This window comes from Mesonia aestuariivivens (assembly GCF_019311235.1).
Lineage (GTDB): Bacteria > Bacteroidota > Bacteroidia > Flavobacteriales > Flavobacteriaceae > Mesonia > Mesonia aestuariivivens.
This window is the reverse complement of the sequence record NZ_JAHWDF010000009.1, coordinates 1-17,234: the sequence shown is the minus strand read 5'-3', so window position 1 is coordinate 17,234 and position 17,234 is coordinate 1. Positions and strand designations below refer to the sequence as shown.

At 32.6% G+C, this 17,234-nt stretch carries 12 protein-coding genes; 8 read left to right on the top strand and 4 right to left on the bottom strand.

The genetic code is table 11. The features are described from left to right. Positions 1–51: 51 nt before the first annotated feature. The 3 genes from thrS to htpG all read right to left on the bottom strand — a co-directional run bounded on the left by thrS (position 52) and on the right by htpG (position 4,869). Positions 52–1,998 carry a threonine--tRNA ligase gene (gene thrS, locus KW502_RS09350; protein WP_219040293.1) on the bottom strand — a complete coding sequence of 649 codons (1,947 nt, stop codon included), beginning with the start codon at positions 1,996–1,998 and terminating at the stop codon, positions 52–54. 75 nt (positions 1,999–2,073) lie between these two features. Then, positions 2,074–2,886, bottom strand: coding sequence for a hypothetical protein (locus KW502_RS09345; protein ID WP_219040292.1), 813 nt, complete (start codon positions 2,884–2,886; stop codon positions 2,074–2,076). A gap of 99 nt (positions 2,887–2,985) precedes the next feature. Next, on the bottom strand, positions 2,986–4,869 hold the full coding sequence (gene htpG, locus KW502_RS09340; RefSeq protein WP_219040291.1) for a molecular chaperone HtpG: 1,884 nt from the start codon (positions 4,867–4,869) through the stop codon (positions 2,986–2,988). Positions 4,870–5,218: 349 nt separating this feature from the next. Between htpG and KW502_RS09335 the strand changes: the two genes are divergently transcribed. From KW502_RS09335 to KW502_RS09320, 4 genes are all read left to right on the top strand, one after another. Then, a complete protein-coding gene (locus KW502_RS09335) occupies positions 5,219–5,896 on the top strand; it encodes a TetR family transcriptional regulator C-terminal domain-containing protein (protein WP_219040290.1) in 678 nt (225 codons plus the stop codon). Further along, positions 5,896–7,203, top strand: coding sequence for an ABC1 kinase family protein (locus KW502_RS09330; RefSeq protein ID WP_219040289.1), 1,308 nt, complete (start codon positions 5,896–5,898; stop codon positions 7,201–7,203). Before KW502_RS09335 ends, KW502_RS09330 begins: the two co-directional genes overlap by 1 nt. Before the next feature lie 385 nt (positions 7,204–7,588). Continuing rightward, the gene (locus KW502_RS09325) at positions 7,589–8,599 is read left to right on the top strand and encodes a 3-oxoacyl-ACP synthase III family protein (protein ID WP_219040288.1); all 1,011 of its coding nucleotides are present in this window, start codon (positions 7,589–7,591) and stop codon (positions 8,597–8,599) included. A 312-nt stretch (positions 8,600–8,911) separates the two neighbouring features. Then, entirely contained in the window at positions 8,912–9,283 is a 372-nt protein-coding gene (locus KW502_RS09320) for a CoA-binding protein (RefSeq protein WP_219040287.1), read from the top strand. Here the strand turns inward: KW502_RS09320 and KW502_RS09315 are convergent. Next, a complete protein-coding gene (locus KW502_RS09315; protein WP_219040286.1) occupies positions 9,260–10,717 on the bottom strand; it encodes a sodium:solute symporter in 1,458 nt (485 codons plus the stop codon). The two genes, KW502_RS09320 and KW502_RS09315, sit on opposite strands and share 24 nt — an antisense overlap. Before the next feature lie 139 nt (positions 10,718–10,856). Here KW502_RS09315 and KW502_RS09310 point away from each other — a divergent pair, with 139 nt between their 5' ends. The 4 genes from KW502_RS09310 to KW502_RS09295 form a co-directional block, all read left to right on the top strand. Further along, positions 10,857–12,713 (top strand): OmpA family protein, encoded by a 1,857-nt coding sequence (locus tag KW502_RS09310; RefSeq protein ID WP_219040285.1) that lies wholly within the window; start codon positions 10,857–10,859, stop codon positions 12,711–12,713. Between the two features lie 116 nt (positions 12,714–12,829). After that, positions 12,830–14,701 (top strand): T9SS type B sorting domain-containing protein, encoded by a 1,872-nt coding sequence (locus tag KW502_RS09305; protein ID WP_219040284.1) that lies wholly within the window; start codon positions 12,830–12,832, stop codon positions 14,699–14,701. A gap of 172 nt (positions 14,702–14,873) precedes the next feature. Further along, positions 14,874–15,287, top strand: a complete 414-nt coding sequence (locus tag KW502_RS09300; protein WP_219040283.1) for a hypothetical protein — start codon at positions 14,874–14,876, stop codon at positions 15,285–15,287. A gap of 3 nt (positions 15,288–15,290) precedes the next feature. After that, positions 15,291–17,234, top strand: a 1,944-nt coding sequence (locus tag KW502_RS09295) for an FIDD domain-containing protein (protein ID WP_219040282.1), incomplete at its 3' end; no start/stop codon positions are given.

Below are 17,234 nucleotides of genomic sequence, written 5' to 3'. Positions count from 1 at the left end.
ACGGACCTCTCGATTTTTTTCTACGTATTGCTATGACTATATAATTTTAAATTAAACTTCAAATGATTTTAGAGTCGAATTTATTTCTGCATTGATTAATTCAGCAAATTGCTCAACCTTCATTGCTCCTAGATCCTCTCCACCGTGTTTACGTACAGAAACCGTGCCGTCTTGCTCTTCTTGTTCACCAATTATAAGCATATAAGGCAATTTATTCATTTCTGCTTCACGAATTTTCTTACCCATGGTCTCGCTACGGTTATCTGCAAGGCCGCGAATTTCGTGATTTTCTAACAAATTTAAAACTTTTTTCGAATAATTTTCATATTTCTCACTCAAAGACAGTACAATAGCTTGTTCTGGCATTAACCAGAGTGGGAAATTACCACCGGTATGTTCTAATAAGATAGCTATAAAGCGTTCCATGCTGCCAAAAGGCGCACGGTGAATCATTACTGGGCGGTGTAAACTGTTATCGCTACCCTTGTAAGTAAGATCAAATCGTTCTGGTAAATTATAATCTACTTGAATGGTACCTAACTGCCAACTTCTACCCAAAGCATCTTTTACCATGAAGTCTAATTTAGGACCATAAAAGGCAGCTTCACCTGTCTCTATGACATAGTTTAGCTCTTTTTCTTTGGCAGCATTAATAATGGCATTTTCAGCTTTTATCCAATTTTCTTCTTCACCGATGTATTTTTCTTTGTTTTCTGGATCTCTCAATGAAACCTGAGCGGTAAAATTTTCAAATCCTAACGAACCAAAAACATAGAGAACAAGATCGATTACTTTTTTAAATTCTTCATCTAATTGATCTGGTGTACAGAAAATATGCGCATCATCTTGAGTGAAACCTCTAACACGCGTCAACCCATGTAATTCACCACTTTGCTCATAACGATAAACCGTTCCGAATTCTGCAAAACGTTTGGGTAAATCTCTATAACTCCATGATTGTGAATTAAAAATTTCACAGTGATGAGGACAGTTCATCGGTTTTAATAAAAACTCTTCGTCTTCACTAGGTGTTTTTATAGGCTGAAAACTGTCTTCTCCATATTTAGCATAGTGACCAGAAGTTACATATAATTCTTTTTGACCAATGTGTGGAGAAACTACTTGTTCGTAACCTGCTTTCTTTTGAGCTTTCTTTAAAAAGTTTTCTAAACGTTCGCGCAAAGCTGCGCCTTTTGGTAACCATAACGGTAAACCTTGACCTACTTTTTGGGAAAAAGTAAATAGTTGTAATTCTTTACCTAGCTTTCTGTGGTCACGTTTTTTAGCTTCTTCTAAAAGAGCTAAATGTTCTTTTAATTCTTTTTGTTTTGGGAAAGATACTCCATAAACTCTGGTTAATTGAGGGTTATGTTCATCACCTCTCCAATATGCACCAGCGATATTCATTAGTTTTACCGCTTTAATAATTCCTGTGTTAGGAATATGGCCTCCACGACATAAATCGGTAAAAGTGTCGTGATCACAAAAAGTAATCTCTCCGTCGGTAAGGTTTTCAATTAATTCAACCTTAAAAGGATTGTTTTCATTTTTATAAAAATCTAATGCTTCTTGTTTAGAAACCTCTCGCATATTAAACTCGTGTTTTCCACGAGCAATTTCTAGCATTTTGTCTTCAATTTTCTTGAAGTCGTTTTCAGAAATTTTATGCTCTCCAAAATCTACATCATAATAAAAACCACTTTCAATAGCTGGTCCAATGGTTAATTTAGCACCAGGATATAGTTGTTGTATCGCTTGCGCCATTACGTGTGAAGTACTGTGCCAAAATGCTTTTTTACCTTCTTCATCTCTCCAAGTAAAAAGTACTAAAGAACCATCTGTGGTAAGTTTGGTTTTCGTTTCAACGGTGGTGCCGTTATATTTTGCAGAAATTACATTTCTAGCTAAACCTTCACTAATACTTCTAGCCACATCTAATACTGTAGTGCCGCTTTCAAATTCTTTAATACTGCCGTCAGGCAAAGTTACCTTGATCATGATTTTAATTTAGAGGTGCAAAGATAATAGTATAATTATTCTTTACAATAATGTTGACAAGGGATTAATATAATTTTATCGTTCTACTTTTATAGCATTTTGAGGAATGTCGAATGTAGCTTCTTCAATTGGAATATATTTTAATTTAGAAATTTCTGCATCGCCTATCGCTTCTCCGTAGATTCCTTTGTCTTCACTCCAGTTATAAAACTTCCAATATTTAGCCACAGGAACGCTTTTTACGGTGAAATAACGTTCGTAAACAATAGCGTGAGGATTTTCTTCAGCAGATTTTACATCTTTACCAAAAGTCACAATGTAAGCGGCTGCTTTTAGTAAATGAGTTCTTTTGTCTGAATAAATTATATACCAATCGTCTGGAGCGTCACCCACGTTATTCTTAAAAGTTAATTTAGCCGAATTATAATTGGTGCTATCTAATTTGCGTTCTTGTTTTTCTTGCCATTTTGTACCGTCGTCTGTAAGTTTAAAAGGCATAGCAAAAAAGTAAGGCCAAGTAAATATATCGAAACGAGCGCCTTCGTAATTTTTTTGTTCTGGATAAAGAAAAACTTCTTCACCGTTATATACGATTGTTGTACCGTCTTCTTTTTCAATTTTAATTTTAGAAGAATTGGTTAGCATAGTAACTCTTCCGTTTAGTCGCTCTTCACCACCAAAATTGATATTGATATCGAATGCAATCGCTCCATTATCAAAAAAATCTTTCTTGTGATGTGTAGTTGCAATCGTTTCTGCTAAGTTTCTAGCGGCATTCGTTTTTTCTTCTTTAGCCGAAGTTTCTTTGGTATCAACCTTAGCTTCTTTTGAATCATTTTTACAGCTGAAGCATAAAATTGCAAATAATAGTATGTAGAGGTTTTTCATAAATTTTATTATTATCTAAGCGAATTTACTAAAAAAAATAAAGCCGTTTTTCAATTAGTAGATTGAAAAACGGCTTTTAGTATTTAAAAGAATTCTCTTTTATTTAATCATTTCAAAACTACGTTTTACGAAATTGGTTAACTCTTCACCTTTTAATAGGTTTTGAGATAAACGTGCTAAGTCTAACGATTGTTTGATGATGCGTTCTTGCTCAGCTTCTTCTTTACCTACCAAACTTGAGATTAACTCATTATTAGTGTTCACGACTAAGTTGTACATTTCTGGCATATTACCCATACCAAACATACCGCCGCCGCCAGATTGTTGCATCTCTTTCATACGGCGCATAAATTCTGGTTGTGTGATAATTAATGGAGCTGCATTACTATCCATCGCCTCTAATTGAACGGTGTACTTCTCTTTAGGTACAACTTTTTCAAAGTCGGTTTTTAATTGTGTTTGCTCTTCTTCAGAAAGTTTAGAAGTTTTATCTTCATCTTTCTTAATTAAATTATCAACGTGATCGCTATCTACACGAACAAAAGAGATATTTTCTTTAGAGCTTTCTAGTTTCTGAATTAAATGCGGTACAATTGGCGTGTCTAATAATATTACTTGATAACCTTTGTCTTTTGCTGCAGAAATATAGCTGTGTTGCTCATCTTTGTTAGAAGCATAAAGAATAACCATTTTACCATCTTTATCGGTTTGGTTGTCTTTAATTTTTTCTTCTAACTCTTCGTAAGTGAAATAATCACCATCTACAGTTGGGTAAAGGGTAAATTTTTGAGCTCTTTCAAAGAATTTATCTTCAGTAAGCATACCGTATTCAATCACTACTTTAATGTCGTTCCATTTCTTTTCGAAATCTTCACGACTATTATTAAATAACGATTTTAATTTATCGGCAACTTTACGAGTAATGTAGCTAGAAATTTTCTTCACCGCCCCATCTGCTTGAAGGTAAGAACGAGAAACGTTTAATGGGATATCTGGAGAATCGATAACACCTTTTAACATCGTTAAAAATTCTGGAACTATACCTTCTACATTATCGGTTACGAAAACCTGATTTTGGTATAACTGAATTTTATCTTTTTGCATTGCCATATCGTTGCTTAACTTAGGGAAGTATAAAATACCAGTTAAGTTAAACGGATAATCTACATTCAGGTGAATGTGGAATAATGGCTCTTCAAATTGCATTGGATACAACTCGCGGTAGAAGCTGTTGTAATCTTCATCTTCTAACTCTGTAGGTTGTTTTGTCCAAGCCGGTTCTGGATTGTTAATGATGTTATCAACCGTTACTTTTTTAGCTTCTTCGTCTTCTGGAGCATCTTCAGCTTTAGGAAGTTCTTTTTCTTTAGTGCCAAATTTAATAGGCACTGGCATAAACTTGTTATACTTGGTAAGAAGTTCAGCAATTTTATTTTCTTCTAAAAATTCTTTTTCATCATCATTAATATGAAGAATAATTTCAGATCCTCTTTCAGTTTTATTACTATCTTCTAGCGTAAAGTCAGTTGTTCCTTCACAAGTCCAGTGAGCTGCTGGTTCATCTTTATAAGATTTCGTGATAATTTCAACTTTATTAGCTACCATAAAGGCCGAGTAAAAACCAAGACCAAAATGCCCAATAATACCGCTATCTTTGGCAGAGTCTTTATATTTTTCTAGAAACTCTTCAGCTCCAGAAAAAGCAACTTCATTAATGTATTTTTCAACTTCTTCTTTGGTCATCCCAATTCCTTGGTCAATTATATGAAGCGTTTGCTTGTCTTTATCTGCTTTAACTTCAATTACCGGATTTCCGTATTCTACAGAAGCTTCTCCAATATTAGTAAGGTGTTTTAGCTTTAAAGTAGCATCGGTAGCGTTAGAAATTAATTCTCTTAAGAAAATTTCGTGATCGCTGTAAAGAAATTTTTTAATCAGCGGAAATATATTTTCTACCGAAACATTAATTTTTCCTGTTGACATATCTATTATTGATTTATATTAAACATTGTTGACTTTGAGTGAGTCAAAAAAAATACCATTAGATCCAAAATGACAAACTGACAGCGAATGAGATTTGCCTGTCATCTATCAAATATTTCATAAGCTAAGTTTTCAAACTGAAATCATTCAACAATTATTCGGCATAAAATTTATTCCGTATAAATTTCAAAATTATTTTCTAGAGAGAGTAATTGAAATTCAGTTTATTAAATAAATAAATAGGTATGAAAATTGTATTCTATTAACTGAAATTATTTAACAAACATTTTGTTTAAGTTTTTTGAATATAAATTAAACAAAGTTGTAAATTTGAATAAAGAATTGAATTATGGCGACTACGAAGAAAACAACACCCAAAAAATCTACTGTAAAATTAACTAAGGAGCGAGTAATTACGCTTTATATGGAATATGTTTTAGAAAATGAAACAACTCCAAAAACGGTTTATAAGTTTTGCAAAGAAAATAATATGACCGAAGAAGAATTTTATCAATTTTTCGGAAGTTTTGAAGGTTTACAGCAAGAGATATGGAATACTTTTTATCAAAAGAGTATTGATCTAATGCATAAATCTCCAGAAGTAGAACAATTTGCAAGTAGAGAAAAGCTACTTACTTTCTATTTTACATTTTTTGAAATGTTAACTGCAAATAGAAGTTACGTTTTATTTACGCTGAAAGAGCACCGTGAACCTTTAAAAAATATGAGTCAACTTAAAGGGTTGCGTAAAAACGTAGTGAGTTTTGCTAAAGGGTTAATTGAAGAAGATAACCAAGAGAAAAACGTAAAATTATTACAACGCAATGAGCGTATTTTTTCTGAAGCAGCTTGGCTACAAACCTTATTTTTATTGAAGTTTTGGATGGATGATAATTCACCACAATTTGAAAAGACCGATGTAGCTATCGAAAAATCTGTAAATACCGTTTTTGATGTATTTGATAACACACCATTAGAGCGCGTTTTAGATTTCGGAAAGTTTTTATTTAAAGAAAAAATGGCTTAATGAAATCTATAGACAAAATACCTACGGGCAAAATTGGTAGAACTTCTGAAATGGTGAAAACTGGAGTTAAAATAGGAGGTAACTACTTAAAATATTACGGAAAAAAAGCTTTTAATAAAGAGCTGACTCGAGACGAACTAGATAAAGATAATGCAGAAGATATTTACGACGGACTTAAAAACCTGAAGGGAAGTGCGCTTAAGGTTGCGCAAATGCTCTCGATGGAGAAAAGTTTATTGCCAAGTGCTTATGTCGAGAAGTTTAGTTTAGCTCAGTTTAGTGTACCGCCACTTTCTGCACCTTTGGTTAGAAAAACATTTAAAAATTATCAAGGAGCATATCCTGAAGATTTATACGATTCGTTTACACCAAATTCTGTGAATGCTGCGAGTATCGGTCAGGTACACCAAGCAACAAAAGATGGGAGAAAACTTGCTGTGAAAATCCAATACCCTGGTGTAGCCGATAGTATCAGTTCAGATCTGGCGATGGTAAAACCTGTTGCTATTAAAATGTTTAATTTACAAGGTAAAGATTCTGAAAAGTATTTTAAAGAAGTAGAGGGGAAGTTACTAGAAGAAACTGATTATAAATTAGAGGTTGAACAAAGTAAATTTATTTCTGAAGCTTGTGCTAATATCGAAAACTTACGCTTCCCGAAATATTATGAAGAACTTTCTAGCGAGCGCATCATTACGATGGATTGGATGCAGGGCGAGCATTTAAGTGAGTTTGTAAAAAATGATTTCACCAAAGAAGAAGGAAATAAACTTGGTCAAGCATTATGGGATTTTTATATGTTCCAGATGCACGAATTAAAAGCAGTTCATGCAGACCCGCATCCAGGGAATTTCTTGATAGATGAAAATAGAAATCTAATCGCTATCGATTTTGGTTGCATTAAAAAAGTACCTGAAGAATTTTATAAACCTTATTTTGAATTAGCAGTTCCAGAAAATATTAATAACCGTGCTTTCTTTTTGGCGAAACTTTCAGAATTAGAAATTTTAAGAGCTGAAGATACCGAAAAAGAAATTGACTATTTTTCAGAATTGTTTTATGAGATGTTGAGCTTGTTTACGAGTCCGTTTCACGGAGAAACTTTCGATTTTTCAGATGAATCATTTTGGAACAAGATCACTGAGTTAAGTGAAAAATATAGCAAAGATACCGAGCTTCGAAAAATGAATGGTAACCGCGGAAGTAAACACTTTTTATATATTAATAGAACTTTTTTCGGTCTATATAATTTATTACACGATTTAGAGGCGAAAGTGGATATAAATAATTGGAAAAAATATATTTAAGTAAGATTTTATTTTATAAATTATAAAGAAGCAAGTTGTTTATCAGCTTGCTTTTTGTTTTTTATAATTATTTCAATTTCCTATAGAGATATTTAAATAGCATGACAAATAAAATAATGAATGCTACAAGAAAAATAAAATTTAAAATCTGCCAAAAAATTAAACCAATCTCAGGTTTGATTAAATCCATAATAAGTGTTTGATTTTCTTAAAGATAAGATTAATTTTAAAAATACTTATTTGAAAGCAGAAAAATTCTCATACTGTGCGTGCATACAATAACTATCCGCAATTTTTATGTTCAATTTTAATAATATGTATATTGCTAATGAAGAATTATAAGATTCTTTTATTTTTATTTCAACAAAATTAAAAAAAAGCACGAATGTTATATCAATCAAAAATTGCCGGTTTAGGTTCTTATGTCCCTGAAAATATAGTGACCAATGATGATTTATCCAAAATCATGGAAACAAATGATGAATGGATCACCGAACGTACAGGTATTAAAGAACGAAGACATATCAAAAAGGGTGATGGAAATTCTACGGCGGTAATGGGCGTAAAGGCTGCAAAAATTGCTTTAGAAAGAGCTCAAATAGATAAAGACGATATAGATTTAATTGTTTTTGCCACCTTAAGCCCAGATTACTATTTTCCAGGGTGTGGTGTGCAAGTGCAAGAAATGTTAGACATAAATACTTGTCCGGCTCTAGATGTAAGAAACCAATGTAGCGGATTTATTTACGGACTTTCTGTAGCCGACCAATTCATTAAAACAGGAATGTATAAAAACGTTTTGCTCATTGGTAGTGAAAATCATTCTGGAGGTTTAGATATGACGACCAGAGGGAGAAATGTATCTGTGATTTTTGGAGATGGAGCAGGAGCTGCCGTCTTAACCAGAAGTGACCACAACGGACAAGGAATTTTATCTACCCACTTACATTCAGAAGGAAAACACGCGTTAGAACTTTCTTTAAAAGGACCAAGCACCATGCATTGGGTGCCTGAGTTAATTGAAGAAAATCCAAAAGAAGACATTCCATATTTTCCTTATATGAACGGGCAATATGTATTTAAAAATGCTGTAAAACGTTTTTCTGAAGTAATTATGGAAGGCCTAAATGATAACGGCTTAGAAGTTTCTGATATCGACATGTTAATTCCGCATCAAGCTAACTTGAGAATTTCTCAATTTATTCAACAAAAATTTAAGTTGACAGATGAGCAAGTTTTTAATAATATTCAGAAATATGGCAATACAACTGCAGCTTCTATCCCAATAGCTTTAACCGAAGCTTGGGAGCAAGGTAAAATCAAAGCCGGAGATCATGTAGTATTAGCCGCTTTTGGTAGTGGCTTTACTTGGGCGAGTGCTGTAATTAACTGGTAAAATAACCCCTTTAGCTCTCGCTTTAGGGGTTTATTTATATATTGTTAGTTGATATATTTTTTAAAGGCTAATTCAAATAAATTATAACTAACATTCTATTTTAATAGACGAAGATTAGTGAAAATAGTTGCATTCTTTAACTAAGTTTAACAATTTGGTAATCAATGATTAATGTTTTGTGAACTTGCTGAGTTATCATATTTATTCTCTAATAACTAACTTCTTAACTCAATTATGAAAGTTTGGTTAAAATTTTTATTCTTTTCATAGCATCGTCTATCTTAATGACGAACAATAAAATTGAATGTTGCAATGAAGTCAAATAAAAATGAAACTTTAGTGATTGGAGCGTCTTTAAAGCCTAACCGATATTCTTATATTGCTATAAAGAGATTGCGAGAAAAACAGCAAATTACCAAAGCAATTGGTTTAAGAAAAGGAAAAGTGGGAGATGTTGAAATTGAAACTGAAATGAAAGATTTTCAGCATATTGAAACAGTGACTTTGTATTTAAATCCTAATCGGCAAGTGGATTATTATGATTATATTATAAGTCTAGAGCCAAAACGAGTAATTTTTAATCCAGGTACAGAAAATCCAGATTTTTATAAAAAGTTAAGAAATCATAATATTCAAGTAGAGGTTGCTTGTACGTTAGTCTTACTTTCTACGAATCAATACTAAGCCCAAAAAGGTAATTAATCCATTTACAATAAGTAACTCGTAGTTAAATTGATACCCCCCCAAATATTCTGAAGGTAAATTTCCAATTACTGCGGTTAGGGCTACAGAAACTAATGCAACTAGCCAAACCAACTTATCTTTAATTTTCCATTTGGTGAAAATACCGAAGCTAAATAAACCTAATAAAGGTCCGTAGGTATAACTGGCAACTGTTAGTAGCGTATCAATTACGCTAGTGTCTAGTAAATATTTAAATGAAATAATAACAACAGCTAAAAGCGTGCTTATTAAGATATGAATGCGTTTTCGTAGACCTTTTTGTAAAGAAACTTCTTTCTTTTCAATAGCTAAAAAATCTACACAAAAGCTAGTGGTAAGCGAAGTTAAAGCACTATCTGCACTTGAATAGGCAGCAGCGATTAAGCCGAGCAAGAAAATTATACCTAGCCCAATTCCCATATTTCCGTTTAGTGCAATTTCAGGAAAGAGTAAATCTGTTTTTTCTTTACCATCAAGCACGGGTATCCCTATTCCTTGCTGTTCTGCATAGATAAACAATAATGCGCCTAAAAATAGAAAGAGAATATTTACTGGAATAAATACAAAACTATACGAGAGAATGTTCTTTTTGGCATCGTGTAAAGTTTTACAAGTAAGATTTTTCTGCATCATATCTTGATCTAAACCTGTCATGCAAATGGTGATGAACATTCCCCCAAAAAAAGCTTTAAAGAAATAGTTTTTATCTAAAATGCTTTCAAAATGAAAAGTACTTGTATACCTATTTAATTCTGGAGCGGTAAAAAAATCGGAGAATGACCATTCTAATTCATTTGTAATAAAAATTATCGCAATAATGACCGATGCTAACATAAAAAGTGTTTGCAGTGTGTCTGTCCAAACAATAGTTTTAATTCCACCTCGCGAAGTGTAAATCCAAATTAATAAAATGGAAACAATCACAGTAAACCAGTAAGGAATTTCCCAAGCATCAAACACGAAATATTGAAGTACAGTTGCTACTAAAAATAATCTAAATGAAGCACCTAGCACTCTAGAAATAAAGAAAAAGAAAGCTCCTGTTTTGTAACTTACATTGCCAAAACGTTGCTTTAGGTATTGATAAATAGATGTTACGTTTAAGCTGTAATAAATAGGTAGTAGTATAAAAGCAATTACAAAATAACCAACTAAATATCCTAAAACTACCTGCATATAGCTAAACTCTGCATCGCGAACCCAACCTGGTACCGATATAAAAGTTACTCCAGATAAAGAAGCTCCCACCATGCCGAAAGCTACGACATACCAAGGTGATTTTCCTTCGGCCTTAAAAAAAGCAGCATTGCTATCATTTTTACCAGTAAAGTAAGAAATAAGCATTAATACCGCAAAGTACAAACCAATGAGTAAAAGAATATGAATAGGCTTCATAACATGATTTTAGTTATTGCAAACTTAGTAATATAGAAGATGTAAAAAGCAATCTTATTTAGTTGAATTTTTACAAGATAGAAATTATCTAAAAAAACTTTACTAAATTGTCAGCCTTATTGCAAAACCAACTCAACCCATGATTAAAAAATACTTAATTTTAATAAGCTTATTTTTTAGTAGTTTTTTATTTGCACAAAATAAAAACACTGAAAAAGCAGACCAACTTTTTGCTAACTACCAATTTGTAGATGCAATAGATGAATACCTAGAATTAGTAGGTAAAGGGAAAGCTAATGGTTATGTTTATAAACGTTTAGGTGATAGTTATTATAAAATTTTTAATATAAAAGAAGCTTCAACTTGGTATAGCAAAGCGGTACAAAAAAAACAAGATGCAGAAACTTATTATAATTATGCACAAACTCTAAAATCGCAAGGCAAGTATGAAGAAGCAAATAAGCAATTAGATGAATTTGCGGCCTTAAAACCAAATGATTCAAGAGCCATAACACACTTAAAAAACCCAAATTACATTCCTAAGTTATCTTCAGATGAAGCAAAATTTACGGTAGAAAAACTTACGTACAGCAGTAAAGAGTTTACCGATTTTGGTCCAGTTTCTGTAGGTGATGAACTTTATTTTGTGAGTACTAGAAATAAAAGTAATAAAAAAGACAAATGGTCTAACCAACCCTTTTTAGATATTTTTAAAGTCGACCAAAACGGTACTGCAGAACCAGAACCCATAGAAAATTTAAATACCAATCATCACGATGGTCCTGTAACCATTAGTAAAGATGGTAAATTAATGGTTTTTTCTAAAGATGGTCACGAACAAGGTTTGTATAAAAAAGGTAAAGGAAGAACCAAAATTGCTCAACAAGGTTTGTATTTAGCTAAAAAAGTAAATGGAGAGTGGCAGTATGTGAAACCACTTTCGATAAATAGTTCAGCATATTCGGTTACGCATCCCGCTTTAAGTGACGATGGTAAAACTTTATATTTTGCTTCAGATATGCCAGGCGGTTTAGGAGATACCGATTTATGGAAAGTTTCATTTTCTGAAAATTCTTTAGGTAAACCAGAAAATTTAGGAGATAAAATTAATACACCAGCTAAAGAAGGTTTTCCTTCTGTAAGAGAGAACGTATTGTATTTTTCTACTAACGGAAAACAAGGATTAGGCGGTTTTGATGTATTTAGTTTCGATCTGGAAAACGGAGAGAAAGCGGAGAATATGGGAGCACCAATAAATACTGCAAAAGACGATTTCTCGTTTAGTATGGATTTAGATAATAAAAATGGTTATTTCGCTTCCAACCGTGATGGTATTGATCAATTATATATCGCTAAAGGAATTTGCAAAGCAGAACTTTTCAACTTAATTAAAGATGAAAAAACCAAAACTTTAATAGCTAATGCTGAGGTAGCTATATTAGATGAACAAGCAAATAAGATTACTTCGACTTCAACCAATACTAGGGGAGAAGCAATATTTGAAGTTTCTTGTGAACAAGCTTACCAGTTAGAAATCACACAACCAGGTTACGAGACAAAAATGGTCACAATTGCTCAACCGGTAGATGGCATAAATAAAAAAGAGATCCTTCTAACTCCGGAAGAAGTAGAAATTACAGAAACCGAAGTGAAACTCGATAATATTTATTTTGAATTCGATAAAAGCTTTATCACCCAGCAAGGAGCGAAAGAATTAGATAAACTAGTTCGAGTGATGCAAAAGTACCCAAAAATGAATATTTTAGTAAAATCGCATACCGATTCTAAAGGTAGCGCTTCCTATAATAAACAGTTGTCGAATGAACGTGCACAAGCTACGGTTCAATATTTAATTTCTAAGGGAATTGCAAAAGAAAGACTAAGTGCTCAGGGCTTGGGAAGCACAGAGCCTAAAATAGATTGTGGGGTAGATTGTACCGACGAACAAGATGCAAAAAACAGAAGATCTGAATTTATTATTGTTAAAAAAGAATAATACATAAAAAAGATTTGTAATCATAAAATAGTCAGCTATTTAAGCTGACTATTTATTTTTAATTCATTATGAGGTATTGCTTAATTTTTATTTTTCTAGTTATTCATTTTCAACTTATGGCTCAACAACCTAACGATTGTGTGAACGCTATTGTTATTTGTGGTAACGGAAATTTTAGCTCTAACGCTAGTGGTGCGGGAGTTCAAGAAGTTTCAGGTTGTAGTAGTGAAGAACATAATTCAATTTGGATAAGAGTAGATATTGTGCAAAGCGGAACTTTAGGCTTTGATTTGATTCCTAATAATACAGATATTTCTGTAGATTATGATTTTTGGGTTTATGGATCAAATGAAGATTGTTTAAATTTCAGTACTCCTATTCGTTGTTCTACAACAAATCCTCTTGCTGCAAATTTAAGCAGTAATTATACAGGTATAGGTAATGCAAACTCAGAATTTTTTGAAGGCCCAGGAGCAGTTGGAGACGGTTATGTAGAATGGATAGATGTTTTAGCTGGCGAATATTATTATATAGTTGTAGATAGGCCAGTGGGTAATGGTGGGTTTCAAATGAATTGGACAGGAACAGCTTCTGAAGGAACAGGGGCATTTCCAGAACCACCCGCAGCAAATTTAGTTCAAAATATAGAAAAATGTAGCGATACAGGAATAGCAAATTTTGACTTAGGAAGTTTAAGAACTACCGTAAATTCTGATACAGCTAATAATGTAGTAGAATTTTATGAAAGCTTAGCAGACGCCACAGATAACCAAAATTTATTACCAGATAATTACAGCTCTACACAAAATGTAAAAACAGTCTATGCAAAAGTGACTAGTAACACTACTCAATGTACTAATATAAGTGAATTTAATATTATCGTAAATCAGATTGAAGATGTAGCTATTAGCATTTCAGAAAATTCTATATGTGCACCCAAAGAAGTAGAAATTGCATTTACAGGGTCTGAAAATGCTTTTGTGGAGTATCAAATTAATAGTGGTAATATTCAGCAAATTCAACTCGATGCATCGGGAAACAGCATTGCTAATGTGTTTATAAATGGTACAACAACTATTAAAGTAACCAATACTTTTGTGGAAGATTTAAATGGAAATGTAACTTGTTCCGCTGGACAAAATCTTACTAAAACCATTAAAATTGAGGGTATCGCTGTAGGTGATAATTTAATTGATTTTTATAAGTGTGACGGAAATAAAGACGGTAAAGTGATTTATAACCTTACTAAAAATGATTCTATTGCATTATTAAACCTAGGGGTTGGCTATCGAGTTTCTTATCATCTTACAGAAAATCAAGCTATAAATGCTAGTGCACCGATAACTTCTCCAGAGAATTTTGAAAATACAATTTCGCTTCCGCAAGAAATTTGGGTGAGGGTAGAAGATCAATTTTTTACCGATTGTTATGCTATTAGTAGTTTTCAGATAGACGCGTATAGCGATGAACCTCCAAGCTTTGAAATAGAAAGAAGTAACCTTAACCTTGGAGAAAAACACCTTATAACTATTAAAAACATTTCAGGTATTGGTACTTATGAATTTAGTATAAATAATAAAGATTGGAAAGTAGTAAATTTAACCCAAAGCACGATAAATTTTGAGGTTAAAGGTGGAGGGCAATTTATAATAACAGGAAGGCATACCGAAGGTTGTGGGAGCAGTTTTAAAACAACAACATTTATAGATTACCCTAAATTTTTTACTCCTAATGAAGATGGGATTAATGATACTTGGAATATAAAGGGTTTTCAGCAAAATAATAGCAATGCAAAAATTTTAATATTCGATAGATTTGGAAAGCTTTTAAAAAGCATTTCTCCTAATGCTAACGGCTGGGATGGCAACTATAATGGTAAAGCTATGCCTTCTAATGATTATTGGTTTCTTATAAAATATATAGAATTACTACCAGATGGAACAACTATTAATAAATCCTTTAAAAGCAATTTTAGTTTGATAAAGTAACTATTCTTGAGTAAAAATGTTAAAATTGAATAGTATGGTAGGAGAATATAGTTTCTCTTTGTTCTAATAACGACGCAGAACTATATTTAATGACATTTATTTAATAAAAAGTTAAATAATCATTTTAGTTTTTCGTTATTTTGTTAATAATAAAACCTCAAATAAACCTCAAATGAAAGCTTTTAAACCTTTGTCTTTTTTATTGTTTATTTTGTTAAATTGTGTGGTTTCTGCACAGTCTACAAAATCTTACGTTACAGATGTTGATGATTCTCAAATAACTACTCTTTTAATTGATGCTTATGGAAAAACTAAAGCCAAATCAATTATTGAGGATAAAATGAAAATGCAAGTATGCAAAAATAATATTCATAGAGTTAAAATTGTAAAAGCAACTAAAGCACATGTGGCTCGTTTCAATAAGCTTTCTACAATATCAATTTCTAAATACCCCTATGCTGAAAATTTTGATCCAAAAAAGTTTAATCCATTTTTATTTAATATTAATTATAAAGTACCAGGAGTTAAGAGTGCATACGCAATTGATGGTACAGAATATTATATGTTAGTTCAACAGAAAAAATAAATTATGAAAAAAAATATACTTTTAATTATATTATTATTAGCTCCACTTTTAACATTCCCACAGGATGTTATTATGGGAGAGTCTTCTTCTGTGTCTCAATGCGCGGGTAATTTTTATGATACTGGGGGTTCAGATGGAAATTATGGGCAAAGTGCTCCAGGGGTCATAACTTTTTGTCCTGATAACGATGATGAGGTTATTGAGCTAAATTTTACTGATTTTTTAATTACTGATGATCAAGATTTTTTAATAATATATGATGGAGATTCTACAAATTCTCCTCAGATAGGTAGTTATACGGGAAGTTTTTCTCCCTTACTTGTTAGTGCTTCTATTACTAATGATTCAGGTTGCTTGACCGTAGAGTGGGTTCCTGGTGGTGGTTTTTCTCCTTTACCTGGCTGGAGTGCAGAAATTTCATGCAGACCAGAGTGTCAAGATGTTGTAGCGAGTATAATATCTACAACAGCAGAAAATCTTCCTGATGATGCTTTGGGTAATGATGTGTATGGTGGTTGCTTAGGTGAGCCTATAGATTTTGAAGGATCTGCAACATTTTCTAACGGGTTTGATGATAATGCAATCTATAGATGGGATTTTGATAATGGGGAAATTGTAGAGGGGCAAACCGCTAGTGTTACTTATAATGAACCAGGAGCTTATTTTGTGACATTTACGGCTAAAGATGCTCAAAATTGCCCAGGAGGTACTGTAGAGATTAAAATGCAAATTGCAGATGAGCCAGAATATAATTCAGAAGTAAGCGGGTCTTTTTGCTCAGACGATTTTGTTACCCTTACAGGGAGTATAGAGCCCATAGAATATTTTAGACCTGTAGCACCACCCGTTACAGGAGAAACTTATTTGCCTGATGGTAGTGGTGAATCTTATGAAACTTGTATTACCGTAGAAGCTTTTGATGATGGAGAAACATTACAAAGCGCAGCAGATCTTTTAAATGTTTATTTAAATATAGAACATTCATATACTGAAGATTTAGATATAACCATTACAGCGCCTAATGGAAATCAAATTATTTTATTTTCTGCTGCAGGGGATGGTAATCATTTTGGAGAGCCTATAGATAATGGTAATGATGATGGTATACCTGGTGTGGGTTACGATTATTTCTTTTCTGAGTCAGCTACTGCTACTATGGTAGATTCTTTTTTGGGTACTGGGCAATCTCTTCCTTCTGGAGATTATTTGCCGATTGGAGATTTTTCAGATTTAATAGGTACAGAACTAAATGGCGAATGGTGTATTACGGTTACCGATAATTTACTTAATGATGATGGTTTTATCTTTGAGTGGGGGCTTAATTTTGCTCCAGATATTCTTCCTGCAGAAACAAGATTTAAACCTGAAATTGTTAGGCAATATTGGGATGGTTTTGAAGACGGAAATGAAATAATTTTGAATTTACCTGTAGGAGAACATTGTTATACTTTCAATATGGAAGACGATTTTGGCTGCAAATTTGAAGAAGATGTTTGTTTTACCATATTTCAAACTCCAGTAGTTAGTAATATTGATTTGTTAGATCTACAGAATTGTCTTCCTACAGATGCGGGTACGGTAGAATTTAATTTGGCAGATAATTATGATCTAGTATTAGGAAATCAAGATGCTAGTTTGTTTGATATTACTTATTATGAAGATTTATCTAGTGCAGAAAATAGAGGTACTTCTATTAGTAATTATACAGTAGATGAAGAAGGAACGTTTCCTGTTTATGTTAGAATAGAAAATTCTAACAGTGTTAATTGTTACTCTGTTGCAACTTTTAATCTAATTGTAGCAGAAACAACTATCGGGTCTCCTCCAGCCATAGAAGGATGTGATGAAGATAACGATGGAGAAACTATTTTTAATTTAACTGAAAACGAATCAGTTATTTATAATGGCCAAAACCCTGCTAACTTTACGATTAGTTATTATACTTCT

Bases quoted from the DNA above. Each gene is read 5' to 3' on its own strand.
- thrS (WP_219040293.1), bottom strand. From the start codon at position 1,998: ATGATCAAGGTAACTTTGCCTGACGGCAGTATTAAAGAATTTGAAAGC.
- KW502_RS09345 (WP_219040292.1), bottom strand. From the start codon at position 2,886: ATGAAAAACCTCTACATACTATTATTTGCAATTTTATGCTTCAGCTGT.
- htpG (WP_219040291.1), bottom strand. From the start codon at position 4,869: ATGTCAACAGGAAAAATTAATGTTTCGGTAGAAAATATATTTCCGCTG.
- KW502_RS09335 (WP_219040290.1), top strand. From the start codon at position 5,219: ATGGCGACTACGAAGAAAACAACACCCAAAAAATCTACTGTAAAATTA.
- KW502_RS09330 (WP_219040289.1), top strand. From the start codon at position 5,896: ATGAAATCTATAGACAAAATACCTACGGGCAAAATTGGTAGAACTTCT.
- KW502_RS09325 (WP_219040288.1), top strand. From the start codon at position 7,589: ATGTTATATCAATCAAAAATTGCCGGTTTAGGTTCTTATGTCCCTGAA.
- KW502_RS09320 (WP_219040287.1), top strand. From the start codon at position 8,912: ATGAAGTCAAATAAAAATGAAACTTTAGTGATTGGAGCGTCTTTAAAG.
- KW502_RS09315 (WP_219040286.1), bottom strand. From the start codon at position 10,717: ATGAAGCCTATTCATATTCTTTTACTCATTGGTTTGTACTTTGCGGTA.
- KW502_RS09310 (WP_219040285.1), top strand. From the start codon at position 10,857: ATGATTAAAAAATACTTAATTTTAATAAGCTTATTTTTTAGTAGTTTT.
- KW502_RS09305 (WP_219040284.1), top strand. From the start codon at position 12,830: ATGGCTCAACAACCTAACGATTGTGTGAACGCTATTGTTATTTGTGGT.
- KW502_RS09300 (WP_219040283.1), top strand. From the start codon at position 14,874: ATGAAAGCTTTTAAACCTTTGTCTTTTTTATTGTTTATTTTGTTAAAT.